The 22,746-nt window shown below is 64.2% G+C and carries 24 protein-coding genes; 19 read left to right on the forward strand and 5 right to left on the reverse strand.

Going from position 1 to position 22,746, the window contains the following annotated elements; genetic code table 11:
* Positions 1-34 precede the first annotated feature (34 nt).
* Positions 35-943 carry a cation diffusion facilitator family transporter gene (locus BTO32_RS10625; RefSeq protein WP_076724619.1) on the forward strand — a complete coding sequence of 303 codons (909 nt, stop codon included), beginning with the start codon at positions 35-37 and terminating at the stop codon, positions 941-943.
* 90 nt (positions 944-1,033) lie between these two features.
* Here the strand turns inward: BTO32_RS10625 and BTO32_RS10630 are convergent, their stop codons facing one another.
* Entirely contained in the window at positions 1,034-1,951 is a 918-nt protein-coding gene (locus BTO32_RS10630; RefSeq protein ID WP_076724620.1) for an AEC family transporter, read from the reverse strand.
* A gap of 172 nt (positions 1,952-2,123) precedes the next feature.
* Here BTO32_RS10630 and trhA point away from each other — a divergent pair, with 172 nt between their 5' ends.
* The 3 genes from trhA to BTO32_RS10645 all read left to right on the forward strand — a co-directional run bounded on the left by trhA (position 2,124) and on the right by BTO32_RS10645 (position 4,161).
* Positions 2,124-2,789: a PAQR family membrane homeostasis protein TrhA gene (trhA, locus tag BTO32_RS10635; RefSeq protein ID WP_076724621.1), complete on the forward strand. Its 666-nt coding sequence runs from the start codon at positions 2,124-2,126 to the stop codon at positions 2,787-2,789.
* 14 nt (positions 2,790-2,803) lie between these two features.
* Positions 2,804-3,259: an EVE domain-containing protein gene (locus BTO32_RS10640; protein ID WP_076724622.1), complete on the forward strand. Its 456-nt coding sequence runs from the start codon at positions 2,804-2,806 to the stop codon at positions 3,257-3,259.
* A gap of 77 nt (positions 3,260-3,336) precedes the next feature.
* Complete coding sequence (locus BTO32_RS10645; protein WP_076724623.1) at positions 3,337-4,161, forward strand: ion transporter; 825 nt, start codon at positions 3,337-3,339, stop codon at positions 4,159-4,161.
* A 1-nt stretch (position 4,162) separates the two neighbouring features.
* On the opposite strand, the gene BTO32_RS10650 is transcribed toward BTO32_RS10645, so the two are convergent.
* Positions 4,163-4,540, reverse strand: a complete 378-nt coding sequence (locus tag BTO32_RS10650; RefSeq protein WP_076724624.1) for a SirB2 family protein — start codon at positions 4,538-4,540, stop codon at positions 4,163-4,165.
* Between the two features lie 125 nt (positions 4,541-4,665).
* Between BTO32_RS10650 and BTO32_RS10655 the strand changes: the two genes are divergently transcribed.
* From BTO32_RS10655 to fabB, 3 genes are all read left to right on the forward strand, one after another.
* Positions 4,666-5,850, forward strand: a complete 1,185-nt coding sequence (locus tag BTO32_RS10655) for an NnrS family protein (RefSeq protein ID WP_076724625.1) — start codon at positions 4,666-4,668, stop codon at positions 5,848-5,850.
* A 115-nt stretch (positions 5,851-5,965) separates the two neighbouring features.
* Positions 5,966-6,475, forward strand: coding sequence for a bifunctional 3-hydroxydecanoyl-ACP dehydratase/trans-2-decenoyl-ACP isomerase (gene fabA / locus BTO32_RS10660; protein ID WP_076724626.1), 510 nt, complete (start codon positions 5,966-5,968; stop codon positions 6,473-6,475).
* Between the two features lie 14 nt (positions 6,476-6,489).
* On the forward strand, positions 6,490-7,701 hold the full coding sequence (fabB, locus tag BTO32_RS10665) for a beta-ketoacyl-ACP synthase I (protein ID WP_076724627.1): 1,212 nt from the start codon (positions 6,490-6,492) through the stop codon (positions 7,699-7,701).
* Here the strand turns inward: fabB and BTO32_RS10670 are convergent.
* Positions 7,688-8,044 carry a helix-turn-helix transcriptional regulator gene (locus BTO32_RS10670; protein WP_076724628.1) on the reverse strand — a complete coding sequence of 119 codons (357 nt, stop codon included), beginning with the start codon at positions 8,042-8,044 and terminating at the stop codon, positions 7,688-7,690. The genes fabB and BTO32_RS10670 overlap by 14 nt on opposite strands.
* 198 nt (positions 8,045-8,242) lie before the next feature.
* Here BTO32_RS10670 and trhP point away from each other — a divergent pair, with 198 nt between their 5' ends.
* From trhP to BTO32_RS10710, 8 genes are all read left to right on the forward strand, one after another.
* The gene (gene trhP / locus BTO32_RS10675; protein WP_076724629.1) at positions 8,243-9,580 is read left to right on the forward strand and encodes a prephenate-dependent tRNA uridine(34) hydroxylase TrhP; all 1,338 of its coding nucleotides are present in this window, start codon (positions 8,243-8,245) and stop codon (positions 9,578-9,580) included.
* A 261-nt stretch (positions 9,581-9,841) separates the two neighbouring features.
* Entirely contained in the window at positions 9,842-11,290 is a 1,449-nt protein-coding gene (sufB, locus tag BTO32_RS10680; protein WP_076724630.1) for a Fe-S cluster assembly protein SufB, read from the forward strand.
* A 60-nt stretch (positions 11,291-11,350) separates the two neighbouring features.
* Positions 11,351-12,124: a Fe-S cluster assembly ATPase SufC gene (sufC, locus tag BTO32_RS10685; RefSeq protein WP_076724631.1), complete on the forward strand. Its 774-nt coding sequence runs from the start codon at positions 11,351-11,353 to the stop codon at positions 12,122-12,124.
* 12 nt (positions 12,125-12,136) lie between these two features.
* On the forward strand, positions 12,137-13,432 hold the full coding sequence (sufD, locus tag BTO32_RS10690; protein WP_076724632.1) for a Fe-S cluster assembly protein SufD: 1,296 nt from the start codon (positions 12,137-12,139) through the stop codon (positions 13,430-13,432).
* A gap of 5 nt (positions 13,433-13,437) precedes the next feature.
* Entirely contained in the window at positions 13,438-14,682 is a 1,245-nt protein-coding gene (locus tag BTO32_RS10695; RefSeq protein ID WP_076725076.1) for a cysteine desulfurase, read from the forward strand.
* A 13-nt stretch (positions 14,683-14,695) separates the two neighbouring features.
* Positions 14,696-15,055, forward strand: a complete 360-nt coding sequence (locus BTO32_RS10700) for a HesB/IscA family protein (protein WP_076724633.1) — start codon at positions 14,696-14,698, stop codon at positions 15,053-15,055.
* A 28-nt stretch (positions 15,056-15,083) separates the two neighbouring features.
* Positions 15,084-15,626, forward strand: coding sequence for a putative Fe-S cluster assembly protein SufT (gene sufT, locus BTO32_RS10705; RefSeq protein WP_076724634.1), 543 nt, complete (start codon positions 15,084-15,086; stop codon positions 15,624-15,626).
* Positions 15,626-16,090 (forward strand): SufE family protein, encoded by a 465-nt coding sequence (locus tag BTO32_RS10710; RefSeq protein WP_076724635.1) that lies wholly within the window; start codon positions 15,626-15,628, stop codon positions 16,088-16,090. Before sufT ends, BTO32_RS10710 begins: the two co-directional genes overlap by 1 nt.
* Before the next feature lie 10 nt (positions 16,091-16,100).
* Here BTO32_RS10710 and BTO32_RS10715 read toward each other — a convergent pair whose 3' ends face one another.
* Together BTO32_RS10715 and BTO32_RS10720 are read right to left on the reverse strand one after the other, a co-directional pair.
* On the reverse strand, positions 16,101-17,345 hold the full coding sequence (locus tag BTO32_RS10715; RefSeq protein WP_076724636.1) for a flagellar assembly protein T N-terminal domain-containing protein: 1,245 nt from the start codon (positions 17,343-17,345) through the stop codon (positions 16,101-16,103).
* Positions 17,346-17,347: 2 nt separating this feature from the next.
* Positions 17,348-17,899, reverse strand: coding sequence for an LPP20 family lipoprotein (locus BTO32_RS10720; RefSeq protein ID WP_245820315.1), 552 nt, complete (start codon positions 17,897-17,899; stop codon positions 17,348-17,350).
* Positions 17,900-18,154: 255 nt separating this feature from the next.
* On the opposite strand from BTO32_RS10720, the gene traF reads away from it, so the two are divergent.
* From traF to BTO32_RS10740, 4 genes are all read left to right on the forward strand, one after another.
* A complete protein-coding gene (gene traF / locus BTO32_RS10725) occupies positions 18,155-19,435 on the forward strand; it encodes a conjugal transfer protein TraF (RefSeq protein ID WP_076724638.1) in 1,281 nt (426 codons plus the stop codon).
* A 118-nt stretch (positions 19,436-19,553) separates the two neighbouring features.
* On the forward strand, positions 19,554-20,690 hold the full coding sequence (locus BTO32_RS10730) for a tRNA nucleotidyltransferase/poly(A) polymerase-related protein (protein ID WP_076724639.1): 1,137 nt from the start codon (positions 19,554-19,556) through the stop codon (positions 20,688-20,690).
* Positions 20,687-21,433 (forward strand): pteridine reductase, encoded by a 747-nt coding sequence (locus tag BTO32_RS10735; protein ID WP_076724640.1) that lies wholly within the window; start codon positions 20,687-20,689, stop codon positions 21,431-21,433. The genes BTO32_RS10730 and BTO32_RS10735 overlap by 4 nt, the downstream gene beginning before the upstream one ends.
* A gap of 133 nt (positions 21,434-21,566) precedes the next feature.
* A complete protein-coding gene (locus BTO32_RS10740; RefSeq protein WP_076724641.1) occupies positions 21,567-22,745 on the forward strand; it encodes an acetyl-CoA C-acetyltransferase in 1,179 nt (392 codons plus the stop codon).
* The last annotated feature ends 1 nt before the right edge of the window (position 22,746 follow it).

The following is a 22,746-nucleotide window of genomic DNA, read 5'->3' on the forward strand; positions in this document are numbered from 1 at the left end:
GGGCATCACCGCGAACAACGGAGGACACGCGCGCATGCACAGCCACCCGGATCACGGACACGGCCACGCCCACCATTTCAACACCCACAGCCGGGCCTTCGCCCTTGGGGTAACACTCAACCTCGCCTTCGTCGCCATTGAGGCTGCCTACGGCCTCCTGTCCGGCTCCCTGGCGCTGCTGGCGGACGCCGGCCACAACCTGAGCGACGTACTGGGGCTGGTGATGGCCTGGGGGGCCAGCTGGCTGGCCACCCGCAAAGCCACGGACAGGAACACCTACGGCCTGAAAAAATCCACCGTGCTGGCGGCGCTGTTCAACGCCCTGTTCCTGATTGCTGCCGTCGGCGGCATTGCCTGGGAAGCCATCCGCCGCTTCAGCGACCCCGCCGAGGTCACCGGACTCACCGTCCTGGTGGTGGCCGGCATCGGGGTGCTGGTCAATGGCGCCACCATGCTGCTGTTTCTGAAAGGGCAGGACGACGACCTCAACATCCGGGGCGCGTTCCTGCACATGGCGGCGGACACCGCCGTCTCGGTGGGCGTGGTGGTGGCCGGGCTGCTGATCATGATCACCGGACAAGCGTGGATCGATCCCCTGGTCAGCCTGGTGATTGCCGTGGTGATTTTCATCGGCACCTGGCGGCTGCTGAAGGACTCGCTGAATCTGGCGGTGGACGCGGTGCCAAGGGACATTGACCCGGATGCGGTGTTTCAGCGCCTGCGGCAGCTACCGGGCGTCACCTCCGTGCACCATCTCCATATCTGGGGCCTGAGCACCACGGAAAACGCCCTCACCGTGCACCTGGTCAAACCGGAACCCGGCCACAACGACGAAGTGATCGAGGCCGCCACCGAAATGCTGGCGCACGATTTCAACATCCGCCACGTCACCATCCAGGTGGAGCAGTCCGCCAGCGGCTGCCCGAACATGGCGTACTGCTGACCTCGGCCGGACACCATGGCGCGGCCGTACCCTCGACACCGCGCACGGGGAAACTCGCGAGCGGCTTCGCCGGGCGGAGCCGTCCGACACCTAGAACGCCAGGGAAATCATCACCGGAATGAAAACCAGCGCGAACAGGGTGGTCAGCAGTACGGTGCCGGCAGCCTGGCGTGGCGCGGTGTCCAGCAGCGTCGCGATCACCACCGTGTTGGCGGCGATGGGGGTGATGGCAATCAGAAACATGGCCTGATGTACGGCGGTGTCGTAGATGCCCAAGATGTGGGCGTCCAGCCACCAGAACAGGGTCGCCACCAGCGGCCAGACCACGAACTTGCCGAAGAACGCCAGGCCGGTGAACCGGAGGTTACCCGCCAGCCCGCGGAAGCTGGTGATGCTCATGCCGATGATCATCATGCCAAGCACGCTGTACGCCCCGCGCAGGTTGTCGAACAGGGGCACGAAGACATCGGGGATGCGAAAGCCGGACAGGTTCAGAGCCACCGCCGCCAGAAAAGCGTACACCGAGGGCAGCTTCAGCACCCGCAACAGCGCATCCCGCAGATCGTAGCGCCCCCGTGCGGCCAGGTAGAACCCCACCGAATTTTCGAACAGCGTGGTCCCCAGCATGCACACGATATACAGCCCCAGCCCCTCTTCGCCGAACAGCAGCAGAGCCACCGGCACGCCGAAATAGCCGGTGTTACCGGACCCGACGCACAGCGGAATGATGTTGGCACTGCCGTCGGTCACCACCTTTCTGGCCAGCTTCAGCTGACTGATCCCCAGCACGCAGGAGAGACCGAAGGTCAGGAACGGCAGCAGCACCACTTCCGGCGACAGGGGCGCGGCCATGACACCGGAGAACACCACCGAGGGGGTCACGATGTACAGCATGATGCCGGCCAGCTGCCGGCCGCTGGCCTCCAGATAGCGGCCGGCCACCCAACCCAGGGCCACGGTGAGATACAGCGGAATCAGCTTGACGAACAGTGCCAGGGCAGCGGCCATGGGAACTCCGTACAACCAGTCACACACGAATGGCCGAGGAGTGTATCACCGGCCAGGGCCCATTGCAGGGGGGGCGCGGCCGGAACACGACCGAATTGTCACCTTCCGGCCATTGCGTACAAGTGTACGCTGAAGTACCTTTAGACCTATGGCTAACACGGATACCCCCGCAATGACTCACGCATCCTCCTCTTTCGAATCCATTCACCACCGCATCGAAGAGTGGCTGAACAGCGCCACCCATGGCATTGGCGCCCTGCTCAGTGTCATTGGCACCGTCGCCCTGATCACCGGCGCGAGCCAGTCCGGCGATGCCTGGAAGATTGTCAGTTTCAGCATATTCGGCGCATCCCTGATCCTGCTTTACCTGGCCTCGGCGCTCTACCACGGCGCCCGCCGACCAGAGCTCAAGCGTGCCTTCAAGACCCTCGATCACTGCGCCATTTTCCTGCTGATCGCCGGAACCTATACGCCGTTCCTGCTGGTCAACATGCGCGGCACCGTGGGCTGGACCCTGTTCGCCGTCATCTGGTCGCTGGCGCTGACCGGGGTGGTGCTCAAGGTGATTTTCAAGAACCGCTACAAGCTGGTTCGGGTCGGCATCTACATAGCCATGGGCTGGCTGATCACCTTCGCCTCCTCGGACCTGGTGGCCAGCCTGAGTGAGACCGCTCTGAACCTGACCATCGCCGGTGGCATCGTCTACACCGCCGGGGTGGCGTTCTATCTGGCCGACCGCATCCCGTACATGCATTCGGTCTGGCACCTGTTCGTGATCGGCGGCAGCGCCTGCCATTTCAGCGCCATCTATTATGGCGTCCTGCCCCACACCGCCTGAACGGGGCCCGCAGCATGGCGAAATGGCTGGTCAAGACCGAACCGGACGAATGCAGTATCGATGACTTTGCCCGGGCGCCGGACACGCCGGTACCCTGGGATGGCGTGCGCAACTACCAGGCCCGGAATTTCCTGCGCCAGATGCAGGCGGGCGATAGCGTCTTCATCTATCACTCCAGCTGCCGGCACATCGGCATTGCCGGCATCGCCCGGGTCGTCCGGCCCGCCTACCCGGACCCAACCCAGTTCGATCCGACATCCCCCTACCACGATCCGAAAAGCCGCCCGGAACAGCCCCGCTGGGACGCGGTCGATCTGATCTTCGAGCGCAAACTGCCCCGGCTGCTGCCCCTGGACGAACTGCGCAACCTGCCCGGCCTGGCGTCGCTGCCGCTCCTGCGCAAGGGCAACCGGCTGTCGGTGATGCCGGTCAGCGAAGACGCCTGGCGGATCATTCTGGCCCACCGCTGACCGCGCCCCGAAAACGCTACCGCCGGGGCCGCCCCGTGAGTAAAATTGCGCCGTCCTGAATCCACGGGAGTCTTTGCATGTCCACGAAAAGCCAGTCCGTCGCCGGTTTCCACACCTTGCGCCAGATCGAGTCCAGCAAGATCTTTCAGGGCGCCGTCATCGCCATCATCATTCTGTCCGCCCTGACCATCGGCGCCAAGACCTACGATCTGCCTGCCCTGGTGGAACAGACCCTCACGGTGTTGGACAACGCCATTACCGTTTTCTTCCTGGTGGAAATCCTGTTCCGCTTCGCCGCCTGCCCGGCCAAACGCCGCTTCCTGCTCGACGGCTGGAACCTGTTTGATACTCTGGTGGTGATCGGTAGCCTGATCCCGCTGGACAATTCCGATGCCGTGCTGCTCGGCCGTTTGCTGCGGATTTTCCGGGTGCTGCGGCTGGTGTCTGTGGTGCCGGAGCTGCGTTTCCTGATCAACTCGCTGCTCAAGGCCATCCCCCGCATGGGCTACATTGCCCTACTGATGTTCATCATTTTCTACATCTACGCCGCCATGGGCGCGATGTTCTTCAGCCACATCGACGAAACCCTGTGGGGCGATGTCGCGATCGCCATGTTGACCCTGTTCCGGGTAGCGACGTTCGAGGACTGGACCGACGTGATGTACGCCACCATGGAGCACTATCCGCTCAGCTGGCTGTACTATCTGACCTTCATTTTCCTGACCGCCTTCATCTTCCTGAACATGATGATCGGCGCCATACTGGAGGTGATGAGCGAGGAGCAGAACGCCAGGGCCGCCCAGCAGGCCCATGACGAGCGTGATGAGATTGCCCGCCAGCTCCGGGCTGTTCAGGAACAGCTACAGGAACTGAGCAGGCAGGTGGGCGACCGGCAGGAGTGAATCAGCCGAAGGCCGGTTTGGCCATGGCCAGATGGAAAATGGCGCTGACACATACCAGCGCGGCAATGGAAGCCGTCACCCGTACCGGCTTGCCAAAAGCGGGCTTCATGGCGAACACGCCGGCGGCGATATAGCCGATCAACAGAACAATCTTGGCGATGACCCAGCCGGGCATATCGGAAATGTACCCGGTGACGAACAGCAGGGCGATGGCCGCCACCAGCAGGATCGTGTCATTGGCATGGGGAATCCAGCGCAGCGGCGTCTGGCGCCAGCCCGGCCGCCCCACCGCATCCAGCAGCAGTCGCAGGGCAAACAGGGTCACCGTCAGGTAGGCGGTGGTCATGTGCAGGTGCTTCAGAATCGCGTAGGCAGTCATAAAGATTCCCGATCCGGTTCGTAAAAGTGCCGGCCATTGTACGCAAAATACCTCCAGACAGGTATGGCCAGGAAGCCGACCCGGATATAACATTCACGACAAATGAATGTTCACGGAGCCGAATCATGCAGGCTATCCCCACTTCCCCCGAACCACCCAGAGCAAGCGTCCGACAGTTGTTTGCCTATCCGTTCCGGATTTTCTTCCTGTCCATGGCCCTGCTCTCGGTGCTGGCCATCCCGGCCTGGGTACTGCAGGTGTCCGGCGCCATTCAGTTGCCTCTGGCCATGCCCGGCCTGCTCTGGCACCAGCACGAAATGCTGTTCGGGTTCCTGTCGGCCGGTATCGCCGGGTTCCTGCTGACGGCGGTCTGCGTCTGGACCCAGACCAACCGCATGCACGGCGTGCCATTGCTCCTGCTCTGGGGCGTGTGGCTGGCAGGCCGGCTGTCCCTGGCCTTCGGCGCTGGCTGGCCGGAATGGCTTGTCCAGGGACTGAATCTGGCCTTCCTGCCACTGGTGATGATGGATGCCGGATGGCGCATCTGGCGAGCCAAACAGAAACGCCAGGTGCCCATCCTGGTGGTCCTTGGCCTGCTCTGGGCCATGCAGATTGGCTTCATTACCCGGCTGGACATGGCGTTCAGTCATGGCGCCCTGATCATGGCCATGGCCCTGATCAGCATCATTGGCGGGCGCATCACCCCGGCTTTCACCTCCGGCTGGCTGAAGCGTCAGGGCATCAACAGTCCGGCGGTACGCATGATCCCGGCCCTGGATCTCATCACCCTGTTAAGCCTGATTCTGGTACTCGCTGGCATGCTCGCCGGCATGCCCCGGACAACCGCCATCCTGTCCCTGATTGCCGCAGTGCTCATGCTGACACGCCTGTTCCACTGGAAGGGCTGGCTGACCCGCCGGGAGCCTTTGCTCTGGGTACTGCATCTGTCCATTCTCTGGGTACCGGCGGCCCTGGTTCTGCTTGCCGGCTCCCTCCTGGCGGGCTGGCCCGCCAATGCCTGGAGCCACGCGGCGGGTGCCGGCGCCATCGGCGGCCTGATTCTTGGCGTGATTGCCCGAGTGTCCCTGGGCCACACCGGCCGGCCACTGGTGCTGCCGCGTGGCATGGTCACCGCCTTTATTGCCATCCAGATTGCGGCCTTGCTGAGAGTGCTGACGGCGTTCAAGTTCATTCCCTGGCATGCCGGCATCGGCTCGGCCAGCCTACTCTGGACCCTCGCCTACGGACTGTTCCTGATCCGATACACCGGTGTCCTTGCCCGCCCCCGGACAGATGGCCAGGACGGGTGACACACCCAACGATACACACATGCATTCTGCAGTTATCCACTAAAGGTCAATAGTGCCTTTCCGAATACGCGGTACAGTATTGGAGACACCATTCTGTAACCGAGATATTGGCACTATGTACCCGGATCATTTTGACAAAGAAGACCTGATCAAGTGTGGTCATGGCGAACTCTTCCCTGGCGACATGCGCCTGCCCATCGATGAAATGCTCATGGTGGACCGCATCACCCACATCGCCGCCGACGACGGGCTGTACGGCAAGGGCAGCCTGGTGGCCGAGCTCGACATCGACCCGGATCTCTGGTTCTTCAAGGTCCATTTCGAGGGTGACCCGGTGATGCCCGGCTGCCTGGGCCTCGACGCCATGTGGCAACTGGTGGGGTTCTTCCTGGCCTGGAGCGGTGGCGAAGGCCGGGGGCGGGCGCTGGGCGCCGGCGAAGTGAAGTTTTTCGGCCAGGTCCTGCCCAGCAACAAACGGGTGCGCTACTACCTGGATATCAAACGGATGATCAGGCGCAAGCTCACCATGGCCATCGCCGATGGCCGCCTGGAAGTGGATGGCCGGGAAATCTACACCGCCAAGGACCTCCGGGTCGGCCTGTTCACCTCCACCGATGATTTCTAGCAGGAGTTAGCAACATGCGTCGCGTTGTCATTACCGGCATGGGGATTGTCTCCAGCCTGGGCTCCAACCAGAAGGAAGTCGCCGAATCCCTCAAGGCGACCCGTTCCGGCATCGGCTTCAGCCAGGAAGCGAAGGACAATGGCCTGCGCAGCCATGTCTGCGGTCAGATCAACCTGAACCTGCCGGAGCTGATCGACCGCAAGCTCTGGCGCTTCATGTGCCCGGCCTCCGGCTACACCTACCTGGCCATGCGCGAGGCCATCGAACAGGCCGGCCTGACCGAGGAGCACATCCGCTCCGACAGTACCGGCCTGATTTTCGGCCAGGGCGGCGCCTCCACGGTGGAGTTGCTGGATTCCATCGACACCCACCGAGAGAAAGGGATCCGCCGGGTCGGCCCCTACCGGGTACCGCGCACCATGGGCAGCGCCATCAACGCCTCCCTGGCCACCGCGTTCGGCATCCGGGGTATCAACTACGGCATCACCTCCGCCTGCGCCACCAGCGCCCATGCCATCGGCCATGCCGCCGACCTGATTGCCCTGGGCCGCCAGGACATCATGTTCGCCGGCGGCGGCGAGGACATCCACTGGAGCCTGAGCCTGCTGTTCGACGCCATGGGGGCGCTTTCCACCAAGTACAACGACACCCCGGAACTGGCCTCTCGCACCTACGATGCCGACCGGGACGGCTTCGTGATCTCCGGCGGCGGCGGCGTTCTGGCCCTGGAGGCCCTGGAGCACGCCGAGGCCCGGGGCGCCAACATCATCGCCGAAATCGTCGGTTTTGGCGCCACCTCCGACGGCGCCGACATGGTCGCGCCCAGCGGTGAAGGCGCGGTGCGCTGCATGCGTCAGGCCATGAAAAACATCGAGGGCGAGATCGCCTACATCAACACCCATGGCACCAGCACGCCGGCCGGCGACATCACCGAGCTGAAGGCAATCCGGGAAACCTTTGGCGACCGGATGCCGCCGATCAGCTCCACCAAGCCGCTGTCGGGGCACGCGCTGGGGGCCGCGGGGGTGCACGAGGCCATCTACACGCTGATCATGCAGCGGGACGGCTTCATCACGCCGTCCGCCAATATCCAGACCCTGGACGAGGGTGCCGAGGGCTACCCGATTGTCCGCGAGCGCATGGACAACCAAAACCTCGGCCTAGTGATGAGCAACAGCTTCGGCTTTGGCGGCACCAACGCCACCCTGGTGTTCAGGAAAATCTGACCGACCGGTATTCAGCCGGGGACGTTCCCATCCAGCGCTTGAACGCCCGGCTGAAGGCGCTCAACTCGGAAAAACCAAGCTGCTCGGCGATTTCCACGAGCGGCTTGGACCGATCCTGCAGATAGCTCAGCGCCTGGGTGCGGCGCACCTCCTCCAGCAGACTGGCGAAGGTCAACCCTTCCCGCTTGAGCTTCTTGTGCAGGGTGTAGCGGCTCATGTGCAGCTGCGACGCCACCGCCTCCACCCCAACCTTGCCCCGGGCGAGCTGGTGGGCAATCAGCGACCGCACCCGGGTACTCAGTGACATCCGCGCCACCTCCGACGTCAGTGGCTCATCCGCCATGCACGACTCCTCCTTTTGACACTGTGTCCTAGTTTCGCACTTTTTCAGCGTACACATGTTAGCCGAAAACACACAATACGACCTTTGAGCGAGATCACGGAATGTCCGGATCCCGACACCCTGCCACAGTCGTGCACTCCATCGCCAACCCCAGTAAAATAACGCGCCACAGTCCATTCCAACCCGGAGCCGAGTTTCATGACCTACCCGGAACTGCTTGCCCCTGCCGGCACGCTGGAACACCTGGAAACCGCCTTCGCCTACGGCGCGGATGCGGTGTACGCGGGCCAGCCGCGCTACTCGCTGAGAGTAAGGAACAACAGTTTCAAGGATGTTGCAGCCCTGGCCGAAGGCATCGACCGTGCCCACGCCCTGGGCAAACAGTTCTATTTGGTGTCCAACATCGCCCCGCACAACAGCAAGGTCCGAACCTACCTGGACGACCTGGCACCGGTGATCGAACTGAAGCCAGACGCCCTGATCATGTCCGACCCCGGGCTGATCATGCTGGTCCGGGAAACTTGGCCGGACCAGCCGATCCACCTGTCGGTGCAGGCCAACGCCGTGAACTGGGCGACCGTAGAGTTCTGGCGCCGCCAGGGCATCAGCCGGGTCATCCTGTCCCGGGAGCTGGCCCTGGACGAAATCCGGGAGATCCGTGAACGGGTGCCGGAGATGGAACTGGAAGTGTTCGTGCACGGCGCCCTGTGCATGGCCTACTCCGGCCGCTGCCTGCTGTCCGGCTATATGAATCACCGGGACGCCAATCAGGGCGCCTGCACCAATGCCTGCCGCTGGAACTACAAAACCGTGCAACACGGCCACGACGACACCGGCGACCTGATCGCCACCTCGTCCCAGCCCCGGGTCCAGCAGGTCGAACCCAGGGAAATGCTGCTGGAGGAACCGAACCGGCCGGGCAGTTTCATCCCCGCCTACGAGGACGAGCACGGCACCTACATCATGAACTCCAAGGACCTGCGCGCGGTGCAGCACGTGGCGGAGCTCATCAACATCGGCGTGCACTCGCTGAAAATCGAGGGCCGCACCAAGAGCACCTATTACGTGGCCCGGACCACCCAGGTCTACCGCCGCGCCATCGACGACGCCCTGCACGGCAGGCCGTTCGACAAACAGCTGATGGACGAGCTGGAAGCGCTGTCGCACCGGGGTTACACCGAAGGTTTCCTGCGCCGGCACCTGCCCGAGGAGTACCAGACGTACGAACAGGGCACCTCCTATCTGGGCACCCAGCAAGTGGTGGGCACCGTCGCCGACTGCGACGACCGCTGGCTGACCATCGAGGTAAAAAACAAGTTCGCCCCGGGCGACACGCTGGAGCTGATCACCCCGGCCGACAACCTCCGTTTCTGCGCGAACACCATGGAAAACCGGCAGGGCGAGACCATGGCCTACGCCCCCGGCAGTGGCCACGTGGTGCGCATTCCGCGCCCGGACAACCTGCCGCCGAGCCTCGAACACAGCTACCTGACCCGCATCCTGACCCCCGCCGGGACCGCCGAGGCCAGCGCCTGAACCTGCGGGGCCACCCGCGGCCCCGTCGATCACCGCCATGGCCTGGACTTTAGTGCCCGACCGGGGGATTAAGGTATAATCCCCCCACGCCCGATTTAATACCTGACTATTTTACTCTGGTATTGTATAATCGCTCGCCAGAAGCGACGGAAGAACGTCCGCGGCAACACCAACGAGACACCACGTTCGCCCGCCGAGCCGGCGGCCGGCGAAGAAACCAAGGGCCATAAGCCCGCGATGAGAGATTACGGAGCGACGATCATGGCGACCACCGACAACGAGGTGAAAGAGCTGATCAAACGGGAATACGAGCACGGCTTCGTGACCGAAATCGAAGCCGATACCTTCGAGCCCGGTCTCAACGAAGACGTTATCCGCCGCCTCTCCGAGGTGAAGCGGGAACCTGAGTTCATGCTCGAGTGGCGCCTGAAAGCCTACCGTCGCTGGCTGGAAATGGACGAACCGGACTGGGCCCACGTCCACTTCCCGAAAGTGGACTACAACGCCATTTCCTATTACTCCGCTCCCAAGAAACGGGAAGACATGCCCCAGAGTCTGGACGAGGTGGATCCGGAGCTGCTCAGAACCTACGAGAAGCTCGGCATTCCCCTGCACGAGCGGGCCAAACTCGCGGGCGTGGCGGTGGATGCGGTGTTCGACTCCGTGTCCGTGGCCACCACCTTCAAGGAACAGCTGGCCGAGGCCGGCGTGATCTTCTGCCCGATTTCCGAGGCGGTCCAGAAATACCCCGAGCTGGTCCAGAAGTACCTGGGCAGCGTGGTCCCCCCCAGTGACAACTACTTCGCCGCGCTCAACTCGGCGGTATTCTCCGACGGTTCCTTCGTCTACATCCCCAAAGGCGTGCGCTGCCCGCTGGAGCTGTCCACTTACTTCCGCATCAACGCCGCCAACACCGGTCAGTTCGAACGCACCCTGATCATCGCCGACGAAGGCAGCTACGTCAGCTACCTGGAAGGCTGCACCGCGCCGATGCGCGACGAGAATCAGCTGCACGCGGCGGTGGTCGAACTGGTGGCGCTGGACGACGCCCAGATCAAGTACTCCACCGTCCAGAACTGGTACCCGGGCGACGAAGAGGGCAAAGGCGGCATCTACAACTTCGTCACCAAGCGCGGCGCCTGCATCGGCAAGAACTCCAAGATCTCCTGGACCCAGGTGGAAACCGGTTCCGCCATCACCTGGAAGTATCCCAGCTGCGTGCTGCGGGGCGACAACAGCGTCGGCGAATTCTATTCCGTGGCGCTGACCCACAACTACCAGCAGGCGGATACCGGTACCAAAATGATCCACCTGGGCAAGAACACCAAAAGCACCATCATCTCCAAGGGCATCTCCGCCGGCCGCAGCTCCAATGCCTACCGGGGCCTGGTGAAGTTCGGCCCGGGCGCCGAGGGCGCACGCAACTTCACCCAATGCGACTCGTTGCTGATCGGCGACCGCTGCGGTGCCCACACCTTCCCCTACATCGAGAGCCGGAACAAGTCCGCCATCGTCGAGCACGAGGCCACCACCTCCAAGGTGAGTGACGAGCAGCTGTTCCTGTGCCGGCAACGGGGCATCGACCCGGAACAGGCCGTCTCGATGATCGTGAACGGTTTCTGCAAGGAGGTGTTCAAGGAGCTGCCCATGGAGTTTGCGGTCGAGGCCGGCAAGCTGCTGGAAGTCAGCCTGGAGGGGTCCGTGGGCTGACCTCGCCCCGCGGGCATTGGCGAACGAATTCACACCGATTGACGAGAGAGAACCCCACAAATGCTGAGCATCAAGAACCTGCACGCATCCGTTGAGGACAAGGAAATCCTCAAAGGTATCAACCTGGAGATCAAGGCGGGCGAAGTCCACGCCATCATGGGCCCGAACGGTTCCGGCAAGAGCACCCTGTCCCAGGTGCTGGCAGGCAACGAAGCATTTGAAGTAACCGAGGGCGAGGTGACCCTGAATGGCCAGAACCTGCTGGAGCTGGAGACCGAGGAGCGGGCACGCGAAGGCATCTTCCTGGCCTTCCAGTACCCGGTCGAAATCCCCGGCGTCAGCAACCTGCAGTTCCTGCGCACCGCCGTCAACGCCATGCGCAAGCACCGGGGCGAGGAGGACATGAACGCGGCCGAGTTCATGAAACTGGCCCGCGAGGTGTGCAAGCAGGTGGACCTGGACCCGTCCTTCCTCAAGCGGGGAGTCAACGAGGGCTTTTCCGGCGGTGAAAAGAAACGTAACGAAATCATGCAGGCGCTGCTGTTGCAGCCGAAACTGGCGATTCTCGACGAAACCGACTCCGGGCTGGACATCGACGCCCTGAAGGTCGTCGCCGACGGCGTCAACGCCCTGCGCTCCCCGGACCGGGCAATCCTGATGGTCACCCACTACCAGCGCCTGCTGAACCACATCGTGCCCGACTACGTGCACGTGCTGGCCGGAGGCCGGATCATCAAATCCGGCGGCCGTGAACTGGCCCTGGAGCTGGAAGAGAAAGGCTACGGCTGGCTCGGCATCAAGGACGAAGACGCCGCCGACGCACCGGCCAACTGAGGAGTTCGCGGAATGAAGCCAGCCCCTACCCTATCCTCCGCGTTTCTGCACCCGGCCGGCCAGAGCCTGCCCCAGCCCCTGCTGGCGCTGCGCAAGCAGCGCGCCGCCGCCCTGCTGGGCATGCCGCTGCCGACCCGGAAAACCGAGAACTGGAAATACTCCGCCCGGCACCTGAAACTGGCCGACGACATGGCCATTTCCCTGCCGGCGGAAGGCAAGACCGGCACCAGCCTGGCGGTTCCCGGCTACAAGGTGGTGTTCCTGAACGGCGTCATGCTGCCCGAGGCCAGCGAGTTTCCGGACCTGGACGGCATCACCATCACCAGTTTCAGCGACCTGGACGAACAGGAAGCGCGGGAACTGGCCGGCCGCCTGGACCACACGCTGACGCCGCAGTCGGTGCAACTGGCACAGCTGAACAGCGCCCGCTTCGAGGATGGCCTGTTGATCCGCCTGCAACCGGATGCCGTTCTGGATCAGCCGTTGTACATCATCCACGAAGTCAACGCCGACGCCAGTGGCTCCGCCTTTCCCCGGATTTTCGTGGATGCCGGGCGCCACAGCCGCCTGACGCTGGTCGAGGAATTCATTTCCAGCGGCAGCAACGGCCAAGCTCAGGTCCTGGTCAACGCGGTTACCGAATTCTGCCTCGACGAAGGCGCCCACCTGACCAGCATTCGCCTGGATATGGAAGGCGATAGCATCCAGCACATCGGCGCCACCGGTGTGCGTCAGCAGCGTAACTCCCGCTTCGAAAGCCATTGCGTCGGTTTTGGCGGTGCCCTGCGCCGGCATGACCTGCAGGTGCGTCTGGAAGGCGAAGGCGCCGAGTGCAAGCTCAATGGCGTGGTGGTCGCTCAGGGGGCGCAACACTACGACAACCACACCAACATCGAACACGTGGTCGGCCACTGCAACAGCGAGGAAACCTATCGCAACATCGCCGCCGACCAGGCCCACGTGGTGTTCAACGGCCGCATTCACATTCATCCGGATGCCCAGAAGTCGAACGCCGAGATGAACAACAAGAACCTGCTGTTGTCCAACGGTGCCGAAATCGATACCAAGCCGGAGCTGGAGATTTACGCCGACGACGTCAAATGCGCCCACGGAGCCACCATCGGCCAGCTCGACAAAACATCCGTCTTTTATCTGGTCTCCCGTGGCATCGGCCGGCGCGAGGCCCATGTCCTGCTGACCATGGCCTTCATCAACGAGCTGGTGGCGCAGATTCCGGTGCCGGCGGTCCGGGAAACCGCCCAAACCCGGCTGAACCAGTTCTTCGAGGCAACCTTCCAGGAGGCATGACCGCCATGAGCAACCTGTCCGAGGCCAGCACCGCCGCTTTGGATGTCGAGGCCCTCCGCCGGGACTTTCCAATCCTGTCCCAGCAGGTGAACGGCAAGCCCCTGGTGTACCTGGACAACGGCGCCTCGGCGCAGAAACCGGTTGCCGTTCTGGACGCCATGGACCGCTATTACCGGGAAATGCACGCCAACGTGCACCGGGGCGCCCACACCCTGGGGGATCGGGCCACGGCTGCCTTCGAGGGCGCCCGGGAAACAGTGCGCCGGTTCCTGAACGCGGCCAGCACCCGAGAAATCATCTGGACCCGTGGCACCACCGAGGCCATCAACCTGGTGGCCAACGGCCTGGCGCCCCGCCTGAGGGAAGGCGACGAAATCCTGGTCAGCCGCATGGAGCACCACGCCAACATCGTGCCCTGGCAGATGGTGGCCGAGCGCACCGGCGCCCGGGTCGTGCCCATCGAACTCACCGCCGAGGGCGAGCTGGACATGGACGCCTTCCGTCAGCGCCTGGGTGACCGGACCCGGGTACTGGCCATTGCCCATGTTTCCAACGTGCTGGGCACCATCAACCCCGTGGCGGAGCTGATCGCCGAGGCCCGCGCTCTGGGCGTCGTGACGGTGATCGACGGAGCCCAGGCGGTGCCCCACTTCCGGCCCGATGTGCAGGCGCTGGATTGCGACTTCTACGCGTTCTCGTCCCACAAGATGTTCGGCCCCACCGGCATCGGCGTGCTCTACGGCAAAGAGGCGCTGCTGGAGGCCATGCCCCCCTACCAGGGCGGGGGCGAAATGATCGAGCGGGTGTCGTTCGAGCGGACCACCTGGAACCAGCTGCCCTACAAATTCGAGGCCGGCACCCCGGCCATCGCCGAGGCGGTCGGCCTCGGCGCCGCCATCGACTACCTGGACCGCCTCGACCGGACGGCGCTGGCCGCGGCCGAGGACGCCCTGCTGGCGCGGGCCAACGCCCTGGTCGATACTGTACCCGGCATGGAAATCATCGGCACCGCCCGCCGCAAGGTTCCCGTCCTGTCCTTTAAAATCGCCGGCCTGCACCCCAGTGATATAGGTACGCTGCTGGACCAGCAGGGCATCGCCATCCGCACCGGACACCATTGCGCGATGCCGCTGATGGACTTCTACGCAGTGCCCGGCACGGCGCGGGCATCGTTCGCGTTCTACAATACGCTGGATGAGGTTGAACAGCTGTTCGCCGGCCTGCGCAAGATTCAGCGCCTGTTTGCCTGAAGGAGGTGGAATCATGACAGCCGAAGTCTTCACCCCAAGCAAGGACGTCTCCGTGACCATGACGCCGAGCGCGGTCCGGCACGTTCGCAAGCAACTGGACAAGCACCCGGAGGCCCGGGGCATTCGCCTGGCCATCAAGAAAAGCGGCTGTTCCGGTTTCAAGTACGACACCCAGTGGGTGAGCGAGGCGGCGCCGGACGACCGGGTGTTTCACATCGACGGCGTCGATGTGTACGTTAAGGAGGAGCACCTGCCCCTGGTCAACGGCATCGAGATCGATTTCGTCACCGAGGGGGTCAACTCCTTGTTCAAGTACCGCAACCCCAACGCCACGGCGGAGTGCGGGTGCGGCGAAAGCTTTACCATAGCCTGATACACCAGACAGCGAGGCCAACGTGGGCATGCAAGAACGGGAAGTGGTCCTGACCAAGCGCGAGGTGGAAGCCCGGCTCGTCCCCTCCGGCACGGAAATCATGATTCCGGCGGACACCTTCGTGACCATCACCCAGTCGCTGGGTGGCACCTTCACCGTGGCGGTCAATGGCAACCTGGCCCGGATCGAGGGGCATGACGCCGACGCCCTGGGCAAGCAGCCGCTGGAGAGCAGTTTCGAAACCCCGGCCGATGGCACCGTGAACGAAAACCAGGTCTGGGAAGCCCTGCGCAACTGCTACGACCCCGAGATTCCCGTCAACGTGGTGGATCTGGGCCTGATCTACGACTGCCGAATCGAGAACGGCACCGAGGACGGCAACCACGTCCACATCCGGATGACACTGACCGCGCCGGGTTGTGGCATGGGGCCGGTGATCACCGAAGACGTCAAGCGGAAGGTGGAGCACGTGCCCAACGTTGACAAGGTCACCGTCGAGCTGACCTTCGACCCGCCCTGGAGCAACGACATGCTCACCGACGAGGCCAAACTGGAACTGGGGATGCTGTGATGACGGTGCAGACACGGGCTTTTCTCGACAACCCGCTGGGCACCGAGACCACCCTGAAGGATGTCCTCGACGCCTTCGAATTCCTAGACGACTGGGAAGAACGCTACGCCTACATCATTGACCTGGGCAAGCAGCTGCCGCCCTTCCCGGACGAAGCCCGGGTGGAGGACAACTATGTGCACGGCTGCCAGAGCCAAGTCTGGCTCATCCACCACTATGACGATGCCCGGGACCGGCTGTACCTGCTGATCGACTCGGACGCCATGATCGTGCGCGGCCTGGCCGCCATCATCCTGGTGGCCCTGAACGGCAAGAGCCCCCGGGACCTGCTCACCACCGACATCGACGAACTGTTCGAACAACTGGACCTGTTCCGGCACATTTCCCCCACCCGGGGCAATGGCCTGCGCGCCATGGTCAGCCGCATCCGGGACATCGCCGCGGCCCAGCTGGAGCGCGACTGAACCGTCCCGGTTACCAGATGATGGCCAGGTCGTCCCGCTGTACGTTGACCTGGCCCGCCAGCTTCGGCATCCGGCCGCTGCTGAACTCCGGGTGCACGTTGTTCAGGGTCACGCTCACCCCGGCATCCCTCAGCTCTGGCGCCCCGGCCAGGGCGTCCCAGTGCCGGGCACTCCGGTACACATGCAATTCATCGCCCGGACGCAACCCGGCCGTGGCCCCTGAGGCCAGCGTCACCGACGGCCCCTCCACCCGAACCACCCGGGTCATGAAGGGCTGGCAGGCCAGCACATCCACCACCGCCTGGGTCATCTCCGCCAGTGTCCGCGTCACGGCCTGGCCATAGGCGGTGCTCTCGAATCCGGCCGAGGCAAAGCCGGTGGAACGCCCCGACACGGTCCGCCACTCGGCCTCGGTGGCGAACCGTTCCTGATAGAACGGTGAGCCGCTGAAACCGTCGAAAACCATGAGGTCGACCACGAACCGCCGGTTCTGATCCACCGCACCGAGACTGCGCTTGAATCCGCCCCATACCGAGGTGTCCCAGGCCGTCGGATCGGTGAACCCCAGGTCCCGGATGACACCGGTCACCACAAACTGGGCCCCCAGCTCGCGGGCCAAACGGGCCACGTTGCTTAAGCGATTGTCGTTGCCCTGCCAAGTCGGCGCGTCCACGGCATCGCCGAACAGGGACAGGCCCGTGGCCGACAGCACCTCGAGCCGGCCGCTGTCACGCAGGCCGGCCTGCAACCGCTGCGGCAGGACCTCGCCGGCGTCGTCCAGCCGGCCGGTCTGGGCCTGGCCCGGTTGCAGCAACGGGAAACCGGTGATCGCCACCCGTTTTTTCAGGCGTGCCGCCTCGGCCGCGCGACAGATCGCCGGCGGCTCCGTCATGTCGGCACGCACCACCAGACGCAGGCGGTCACCGGTCCGCTGCTCGGAGACGATCTCGACATGCCGGGCGCGGGCCTGAGTCGCCACGTCCACCCGGGACTCGGTCAACACGCCGTTTTCCACCGTTTCCCGGGTACTGACCCGGGCTTCGTAGCGCAGGGCCAGATCCCGTAGCGCCGCTTCCCGCGCGGCCGCGCGGGCCGAATCCAGATCACCGTTCAGAATCACCGCATGCCCCACCCCTTCCAGAATCACCGCGCCCGCCGCCGGCGCCAGCATGGCTAGGAACCCGGCCAGCAGGCCAGCGGCGAGCCGCCGGCCGGGCCTCCGGTAACGGGACGCAGCAGACTGAGAACACACCATGATCACTCCAGATAGTAAAGGGAATCGGCCGACCGGCTTTCGATATCGCCGCCGGCATCTCGGCCCCGGGGCATGGGAATCGGGCAAAGCGCCCGTACCTGGTCATCGTCCACACCGGAAACGCAGGCGCGGAACCGGGGCTCCAGCTTCAACTCCATGACGGTTTCCACCACGCCGTCACTGTGCTCGTTGACCGCCACCACCTTGGCGCCGCGGATGTAGCTGTCCACATAGACGCGGAACAGGTCGTTGCGCAGCACGAAATCATTCACCGTGGCGCCTCCGTAAACGACCGTGCCATAGACACGCTCCGCCAGGTTCCGGTAGGCATCGAGACGGGAGGCACGGCGCGCCAGCAGGCGCAGGCGCGGATCCAGCCGATCCGTCGAGACATTCTCGTAGGTACCGAAGCCACTGGCACGGACCACGATCGGCGCCAGCGATTCCGGGTTGGCGGACGATTCGGTGTTCCGGTAGCCACCAACCGGGGCACAAGCCGACAGCCCCCAGGCCAGCGACACCAGAGCGAGAACCAGGGTCCGTCGCATAACCATCACACATTCTCCGCAAAACAGGCGTTTCCAGCCTACCATGAAAAAAACACGCCAAGTTCCATAACCCACTGATCTCATGACAATAGAGCGGACAACACCAACCGCCGGGCGGGAAAAGCGGCAAAACGCTGCCTCCATTTACACATCAAGAACAAACCGTTACCGCTTCTGTCATGTTCGCGACCGAGTTCTGCCCTAACCTGAGTTCCGCATCTGTTTCATTCGCTATCCATCCAGACCCACAAAGGACCAGCCATGATCGGACACCGTCTGACCAAGCTTGCCATCGCCACAGGCCTTGCGGCCTGTTCGGGCGCAACCCTGGCCAACCCTCAATCCCCGATGTCGACCCGGTCATTCGCCATGGCCGGAACCGGCGTTGCCATCGCCCAACCCTCGGCCGCACCCGGTGCCAATCCCGCCATGCTGGCGGCGGACCACCATGACTGGGCCGACGATTTCGGCCTGATGCTGCCCTCGGTCAATGCCCGCATCGCCGATGAGGAAGAAACGGTGGACCAAGTGGACGATATCCAGGATGTGATCGACCGGTTCCAACAGCTTGACCGAAGCACCCGCCCGGAAGAGGCCCAGGCGCTCGCCGCCGAGCTGCTGGAGCGACTCGACCGGTTCGACCGGGACACCGCCCGGGTCAACGCCGGGCTGGGGCTGGCTCTGGCCGTTCCCAGCCGGTCTCTGGCGTTCGGCGTGTTCACCAACGGCAACCTGGTGGCCACGGTCCGGGGCGAGTTCGACGAAGATGACCGGGCCACCCTGGAAACCCTGGTGGCGCTTGATCCGAACAACCCCGCCGACCTGCTGCAGCTTCAGAACGCCGACCTGGAGGACGACCTGCAATCCCGCGGTCGCGTCCTCGCCGCCGCCGTGTTCGAGGCCGGTATCAGCGTGGCCCATGCCCTGGACCTGGGCAATGGCAACCGCCTCCAGATCGGAATCTCGCCCAAGTATGTGGAGCTGACCACTTATCAATACACCGAGACCGTATCCGGTTTCGAGGACGAAGACTTCGACAGCGACGACTACCAGACCGACAAGAGCGGCTTCAACCTGGATATCGGCGCCGCCTACGCCTTTGGCGACTCACATCAGTGGAACCTCGGCCTGATGGTCAAGAACCTGATTCCCATGGAACTGGATTCCGCCCGCAGCAAACCGCTGCTGGAGGACACCCACACCCTCGAACTCAAACCCATGGTTACCGCCGGTATCGCCCACCGCAGCGAATACCACGTCGTGACCGCCGAGCTGGACCTGACCCGAAAGGATGCCTTCGGTTACGAAGACGACACCCAGTGGCTGGCCCTGGGCGCCGAGTTCGACGCCTGGCGCTACGCTCAGCTGCGCCTGGGCGTGCGCCACAACCTTGCCGGCAATGACGACAACGACGGCATTGCCGAGGACACCCAGTTCACCGCCGGGCTGGGCCTGAACCTGCTGGGCGTGCACCTGGATCTGGGCGCCCTGTACAGCGACGCCGACATCGGCGCGGCCCTGGAGCTGGGCACCGCGTTCTGACCCCTTCCCGCCCGGGGCTCCGCCGGGCGGGATTTCCCTACCTTTCCGTCATTTGCCTCGCTCCCGTCCAGCCCGGATAATCCCGGAACAGACAGACAACGCAGGGAACAGGCACAACATGCAAACCTACCTGGTTGGTGGCGCCGTCCGCGACGAACTGCTGGGCCTTGACGTCAAGGACCGGGATTGGGTCGTGGTCGGGGCCACGCCGGAACAGATGCGGGCCCAGGGCTTTCGCCAGGTGGGGGCTGACTTTCCGGTGTTCCTGCATCCGCGCACCCAGGAGGAGTACGCCCTGGCCCGCACCGAACGCAAGCAGGGCCGGGGCTATCATGGTTTCACCGTATACAGCGCTCCGGATGTCACCCTGGAGCAGGACCTGCAACGCCGCGACCTGACCATCAACGCCATGGCGCGGGCAGAAAACGGCGAACTGATCGACCCCTTTCACGGCCTCGACGACCTCAAGGCCCGCCGCCTGCGTCACGTGTCTCCGGCCTTTGCCGAAGACCCGCTGCGCATCCTGCGTACTGCCCGCTTCGCAGCCCGATTCCAGCCCCTGGGCTTCTCGGTATGTGAAGACACCCTGACGCTCATGCGCCGCATGGTCGACGATGGCGAGGTGGCGCACCTGGTGCCGGAGCGAGTCTGGCAGGAAATCCAGCGGGCTCTGCACGAGGCCGCCCCCACCGTTTTCTTCCGGGTGCTGGCCGAGTGCGGGGCGCTGGCGGTACTGATACCGGAACTGAATGAACCCGACCGACTGGCCACCGGCCTCAATGCTCTGGACTGCCTCGCCCTCCGGCCCGATACCAGCACCGGACAACGCTTTGCCGGACTCTTCGCCGCCGTGCCCACTGACCAGGCCGAGCACCGGGCCCGGTGCCTGAAAGCCCCCAATGATTGTCGCGACATGGCCCGCCTCACCAGCCATTTCCTCGACCGTCTGACTGCATTATCCTTGCCGGAAGGGCCGGCCCCGGCGCTGCTCGAACTGCTGGATACCGCCGACGTCTGGCGCCGGCGCCCCCGGTTCGATGCCCTGCTGACGGTGCTGCATTGCGCCACACCACCGGGCCTCGCCGGCCGCGTCCGGCAACTGGAACTGGCCGCGCAGGTAGCCACCGGGGTGGAGCCCGCGGCATTGCTGGCCCAGGGCTATCGGGGCTCCGCCCTGGGCCAGGCCATTCATCAGGAACGCCTGAAACGTATAGAAGGGGCCTTGTCGGCCCACAACCACCGAGGATCGCCATGACCGAGTATGCGCCTGTCGCACTGGTAACCGGCTCCGCCCATCGGCTCGGAGCCCGCACCGTGGAACTGCTGCACGAACGCGGCTGGAACCTGGTCATTCACTATCGCACCCGCCAGGCTCAGGCCCAGGCACTCGCCGAGCGGCTCAACGACGTCCGTCCGGGTTCCGCCATCTGCCTGCAGGCGGACCTGACCCGTACCGACGATGTGCATCGGCTGGGCAAGGAAGCCATTGCCCACTGGGGCCACCTCGAGGGCCTGGTGAACAACGCCTCGGTGTTCTACCCCACGCCCACCGGCGAGGCGCTGCACGATGATTGGGACCGGATCATGCACACCAACCTCAAGGCACCCTTCTTTCTGGTACAGACGTGCCTGACCGCCCTGCGCAACAGCAAGGGCAGCGTCATCAACCTGATCGATATCTACAGCGAAAAGCCCCTGAGCAACCATCCACTGTACTGCGCCAGCAAGGCCGGCCTGGCGGCGCTGACCCGCTCCTGGGCCAAGGACCTGGCACCGGACGTCCGCGTCAACGGCGTCTCGCCCGGCGCCATTCTTTGGCCGGAAAGCAACGGCGCTATCGACAAGAGTTATCAGAAAGCGATCGTCGAGAAGACCCCGCTGGCCACCACCGGCAACCCCGACGACATCGCCCGCACCGTGGTGTTTCTGATGTGTGATGCGCCCTTCATCACCGGCCAGATCATCTCCGTGGATGGCGGCCGCAGCCTGAACATGTAGTCCGCCGCCCGGCCCCTGCCATGGACGGGCTTTGGCCGCCTCCCCCTTTCCGGCTACAATGCCGCCACCATTGATGATCAAAACGAAGAGCGCGACGGTGTTCGCTCGCGCCGCTACCAACCGGAGAGTTTCCATGCGTGATGTCGTGATTGTTGCCGCCAAGCGGACCGCCATCGGAAGTTTTGGCGGGGGCCTGTCCGGCCTCCGGGCCGATCAGCTCGGTACCGCCGTGATCCAGGCCTTGCTGGAGGACACCGGCGTCGCCGGTGATCAGATCGACGAGGTGGTGCTGGGCCAAGTCCTCACCGCCGGCTGTGGCCAGAACCCGGCCCGACAAGCCGCCCTCCGCGCCGGCCTGCCGGAGACGGTGCCAGCCATGACCATTAACAAAGTCTGCGGTTCCGGCCTGAAGGCGGTTCACCTGGCAGTGCAGGCCATTCGCTGCGGCGACGCCGAGATGGTGATCGCCGGCGGCCAGGAAAGCATGAGCCAGGCGCCCCACGTGCTGCCCAACAGCCGAAACGGCCAGCGTATGGGCAACTGGGCCATGATCGACACCATGGTCAACGACGGCCTCTGGGACGCCTTCAACGATTACCACATGGGCATCACCGCCGAGAACATCGTGGCCAAGTACGGCATCAGCCGCGAAGAGCAGGATGCCTTCGCCGCCGCCTCCCAGCAGAAGGCCGTGGCCGCCCAGGCCGCCGGCTACTTCCGCAGCCAGATCGTGCCGGTGAGCGTGCCCCAACGCAAAGGCGATCCGCTGGTGGTTGACCAGGACGAATGCCCCCGGGACGGCGTGACCGCCGACAGCCTGGCCAAGCTGCGCCCAGCCTTCAAGAAGGACGGCACCGTCACCGCCGGCAATGCCTCGTCCCTGAACGATGGCGCCGCCGCCGTACTGGTGTGCAGTGCCGACCGGGCGAAGGCCCTGGGCCTGACGCCCATGGCGGTGATCCGGGCCCACGCCAGCGCCGGAGTCGACCCCACGGTGATGGGCACCGGCCCCATCCCGGCCACCGAACGTTGCCTGAAGCGCGCCGGCTGGAGCGTGGACGACCTGGACCTGATCGAAGCCAACGAAGCCTTCGCGGCCCAGGCGATTTCCGTCAACCGGGGCTTGGGTTGGGATACCGGTAAGGTCAACGTCAACGGTGGTGCCATCGCCCTGGGCCATCCGATCGGCGCCTCCGGCTGCCGCATTCTGGTGACCCTGCTGCACGAAATGGTCCGCCGCAATGCCCACAAGGGGCTGGCCACCCTCTGCATCGGCGGCGGCATGGGGGTTGCCCTGGCGGTGGAACGCTGAC

Source organism: Marinobacter lutaoensis, assembly GCF_001981305.1.
Lineage (GTDB): Bacteria > Pseudomonadota > Gammaproteobacteria > Pseudomonadales > Oleiphilaceae > Marinobacter > Marinobacter lutaoensis.

Coding starts and splice junctions, on each gene's coding strand:
- sufC (WP_076724631.1), top strand. CDS start 11,351: ATGCTGAGCATCAAGAACCTGCACGCATCCGTTGAGGACAAGGAAATC.
- fabA (WP_076724626.1), top strand. CDS start 5,966: ATGTACCCGGATCATTTTGACAAAGAAGACCTGATCAAGTGTGGTCAT.
- sufT (WP_076724634.1), top strand. CDS start 15,084: ATGCAAGAACGGGAAGTGGTCCTGACCAAGCGCGAGGTGGAAGCCCGG.
- sufB (WP_076724630.1), top strand. CDS start 9,842: ATGGCGACCACCGACAACGAGGTGAAAGAGCTGATCAAACGGGAATAC.
- BTO32_RS10650 (WP_076724624.1), bottom strand. CDS start 4,540: ATGACTGCCTACGCGATTCTGAAGCACCTGCACATGACCACCGCCTAC.
- BTO32_RS10740 (WP_076724641.1), top strand. CDS start 21,567: ATGCGTGATGTCGTGATTGTTGCCGCCAAGCGGACCGCCATCGGAAGT.
- BTO32_RS10700 (WP_076724633.1), top strand. CDS start 14,696: ATGACAGCCGAAGTCTTCACCCCAAGCAAGGACGTCTCCGTGACCATG.
- BTO32_RS10715 (WP_076724636.1), bottom strand. CDS start 17,345: ATGGTGTGTTCTCAGTCTGCTGCGTCCCGTTACCGGAGGCCCGGCCGG.
- BTO32_RS10695 (WP_076725076.1), top strand. CDS start 13,438: ATGAGCAACCTGTCCGAGGCCAGCACCGCCGCTTTGGATGTCGAGGCC.
- BTO32_RS10730 (WP_076724639.1), top strand. CDS start 19,554: ATGCAAACCTACCTGGTTGGTGGCGCCGTCCGCGACGAACTGCTGGGC.
- BTO32_RS10720 (WP_245820315.1), bottom strand. CDS start 17,899: ATGGTTATGCGACGGACCCTGGTTCTCGCTCTGGTGTCGCTGGCCTGG.
- BTO32_RS10670 (WP_076724628.1), bottom strand. CDS start 8,044: ATGGCGGATGAGCCACTGACGTCGGAGGTGGCGCGGATGTCACTGAGT.
- traF (WP_076724638.1), top strand. CDS start 18,155: ATGATCGGACACCGTCTGACCAAGCTTGCCATCGCCACAGGCCTTGCG.
- sufD (WP_076724632.1), top strand. CDS start 12,137: ATGAAGCCAGCCCCTACCCTATCCTCCGCGTTTCTGCACCCGGCCGGC.
- BTO32_RS10640 (WP_076724622.1), top strand. CDS start 2,804: ATGGCGAAATGGCTGGTCAAGACCGAACCGGACGAATGCAGTATCGAT.
- BTO32_RS10710 (WP_076724635.1), top strand. CDS start 15,626: ATGACGGTGCAGACACGGGCTTTTCTCGACAACCCGCTGGGCACCGAG.
- BTO32_RS10625 (WP_076724619.1), top strand. CDS start 35: ATGCACAGCCACCCGGATCACGGACACGGCCACGCCCACCATTTCAAC.
- BTO32_RS10655 (WP_076724625.1), top strand. CDS start 4,666: ATGCAGGCTATCCCCACTTCCCCCGAACCACCCAGAGCAAGCGTCCGA.
- BTO32_RS10645 (WP_076724623.1), top strand. CDS start 3,337: ATGTCCACGAAAAGCCAGTCCGTCGCCGGTTTCCACACCTTGCGCCAG.
- trhA (WP_076724621.1), top strand. CDS start 2,124: ATGACTCACGCATCCTCCTCTTTCGAATCCATTCACCACCGCATCGAA.
- BTO32_RS10630 (WP_076724620.1), bottom strand. CDS start 1,951: ATGGCCGCTGCCCTGGCACTGTTCGTCAAGCTGATTCCGCTGTATCTC.
- fabB (WP_076724627.1), top strand. CDS start 6,490: ATGCGTCGCGTTGTCATTACCGGCATGGGGATTGTCTCCAGCCTGGGC.
- BTO32_RS10735 (WP_076724640.1), top strand. CDS start 20,687: ATGACCGAGTATGCGCCTGTCGCACTGGTAACCGGCTCCGCCCATCGG.
- trhP (WP_076724629.1), top strand. CDS start 8,243: ATGACCTACCCGGAACTGCTTGCCCCTGCCGGCACGCTGGAACACCTG.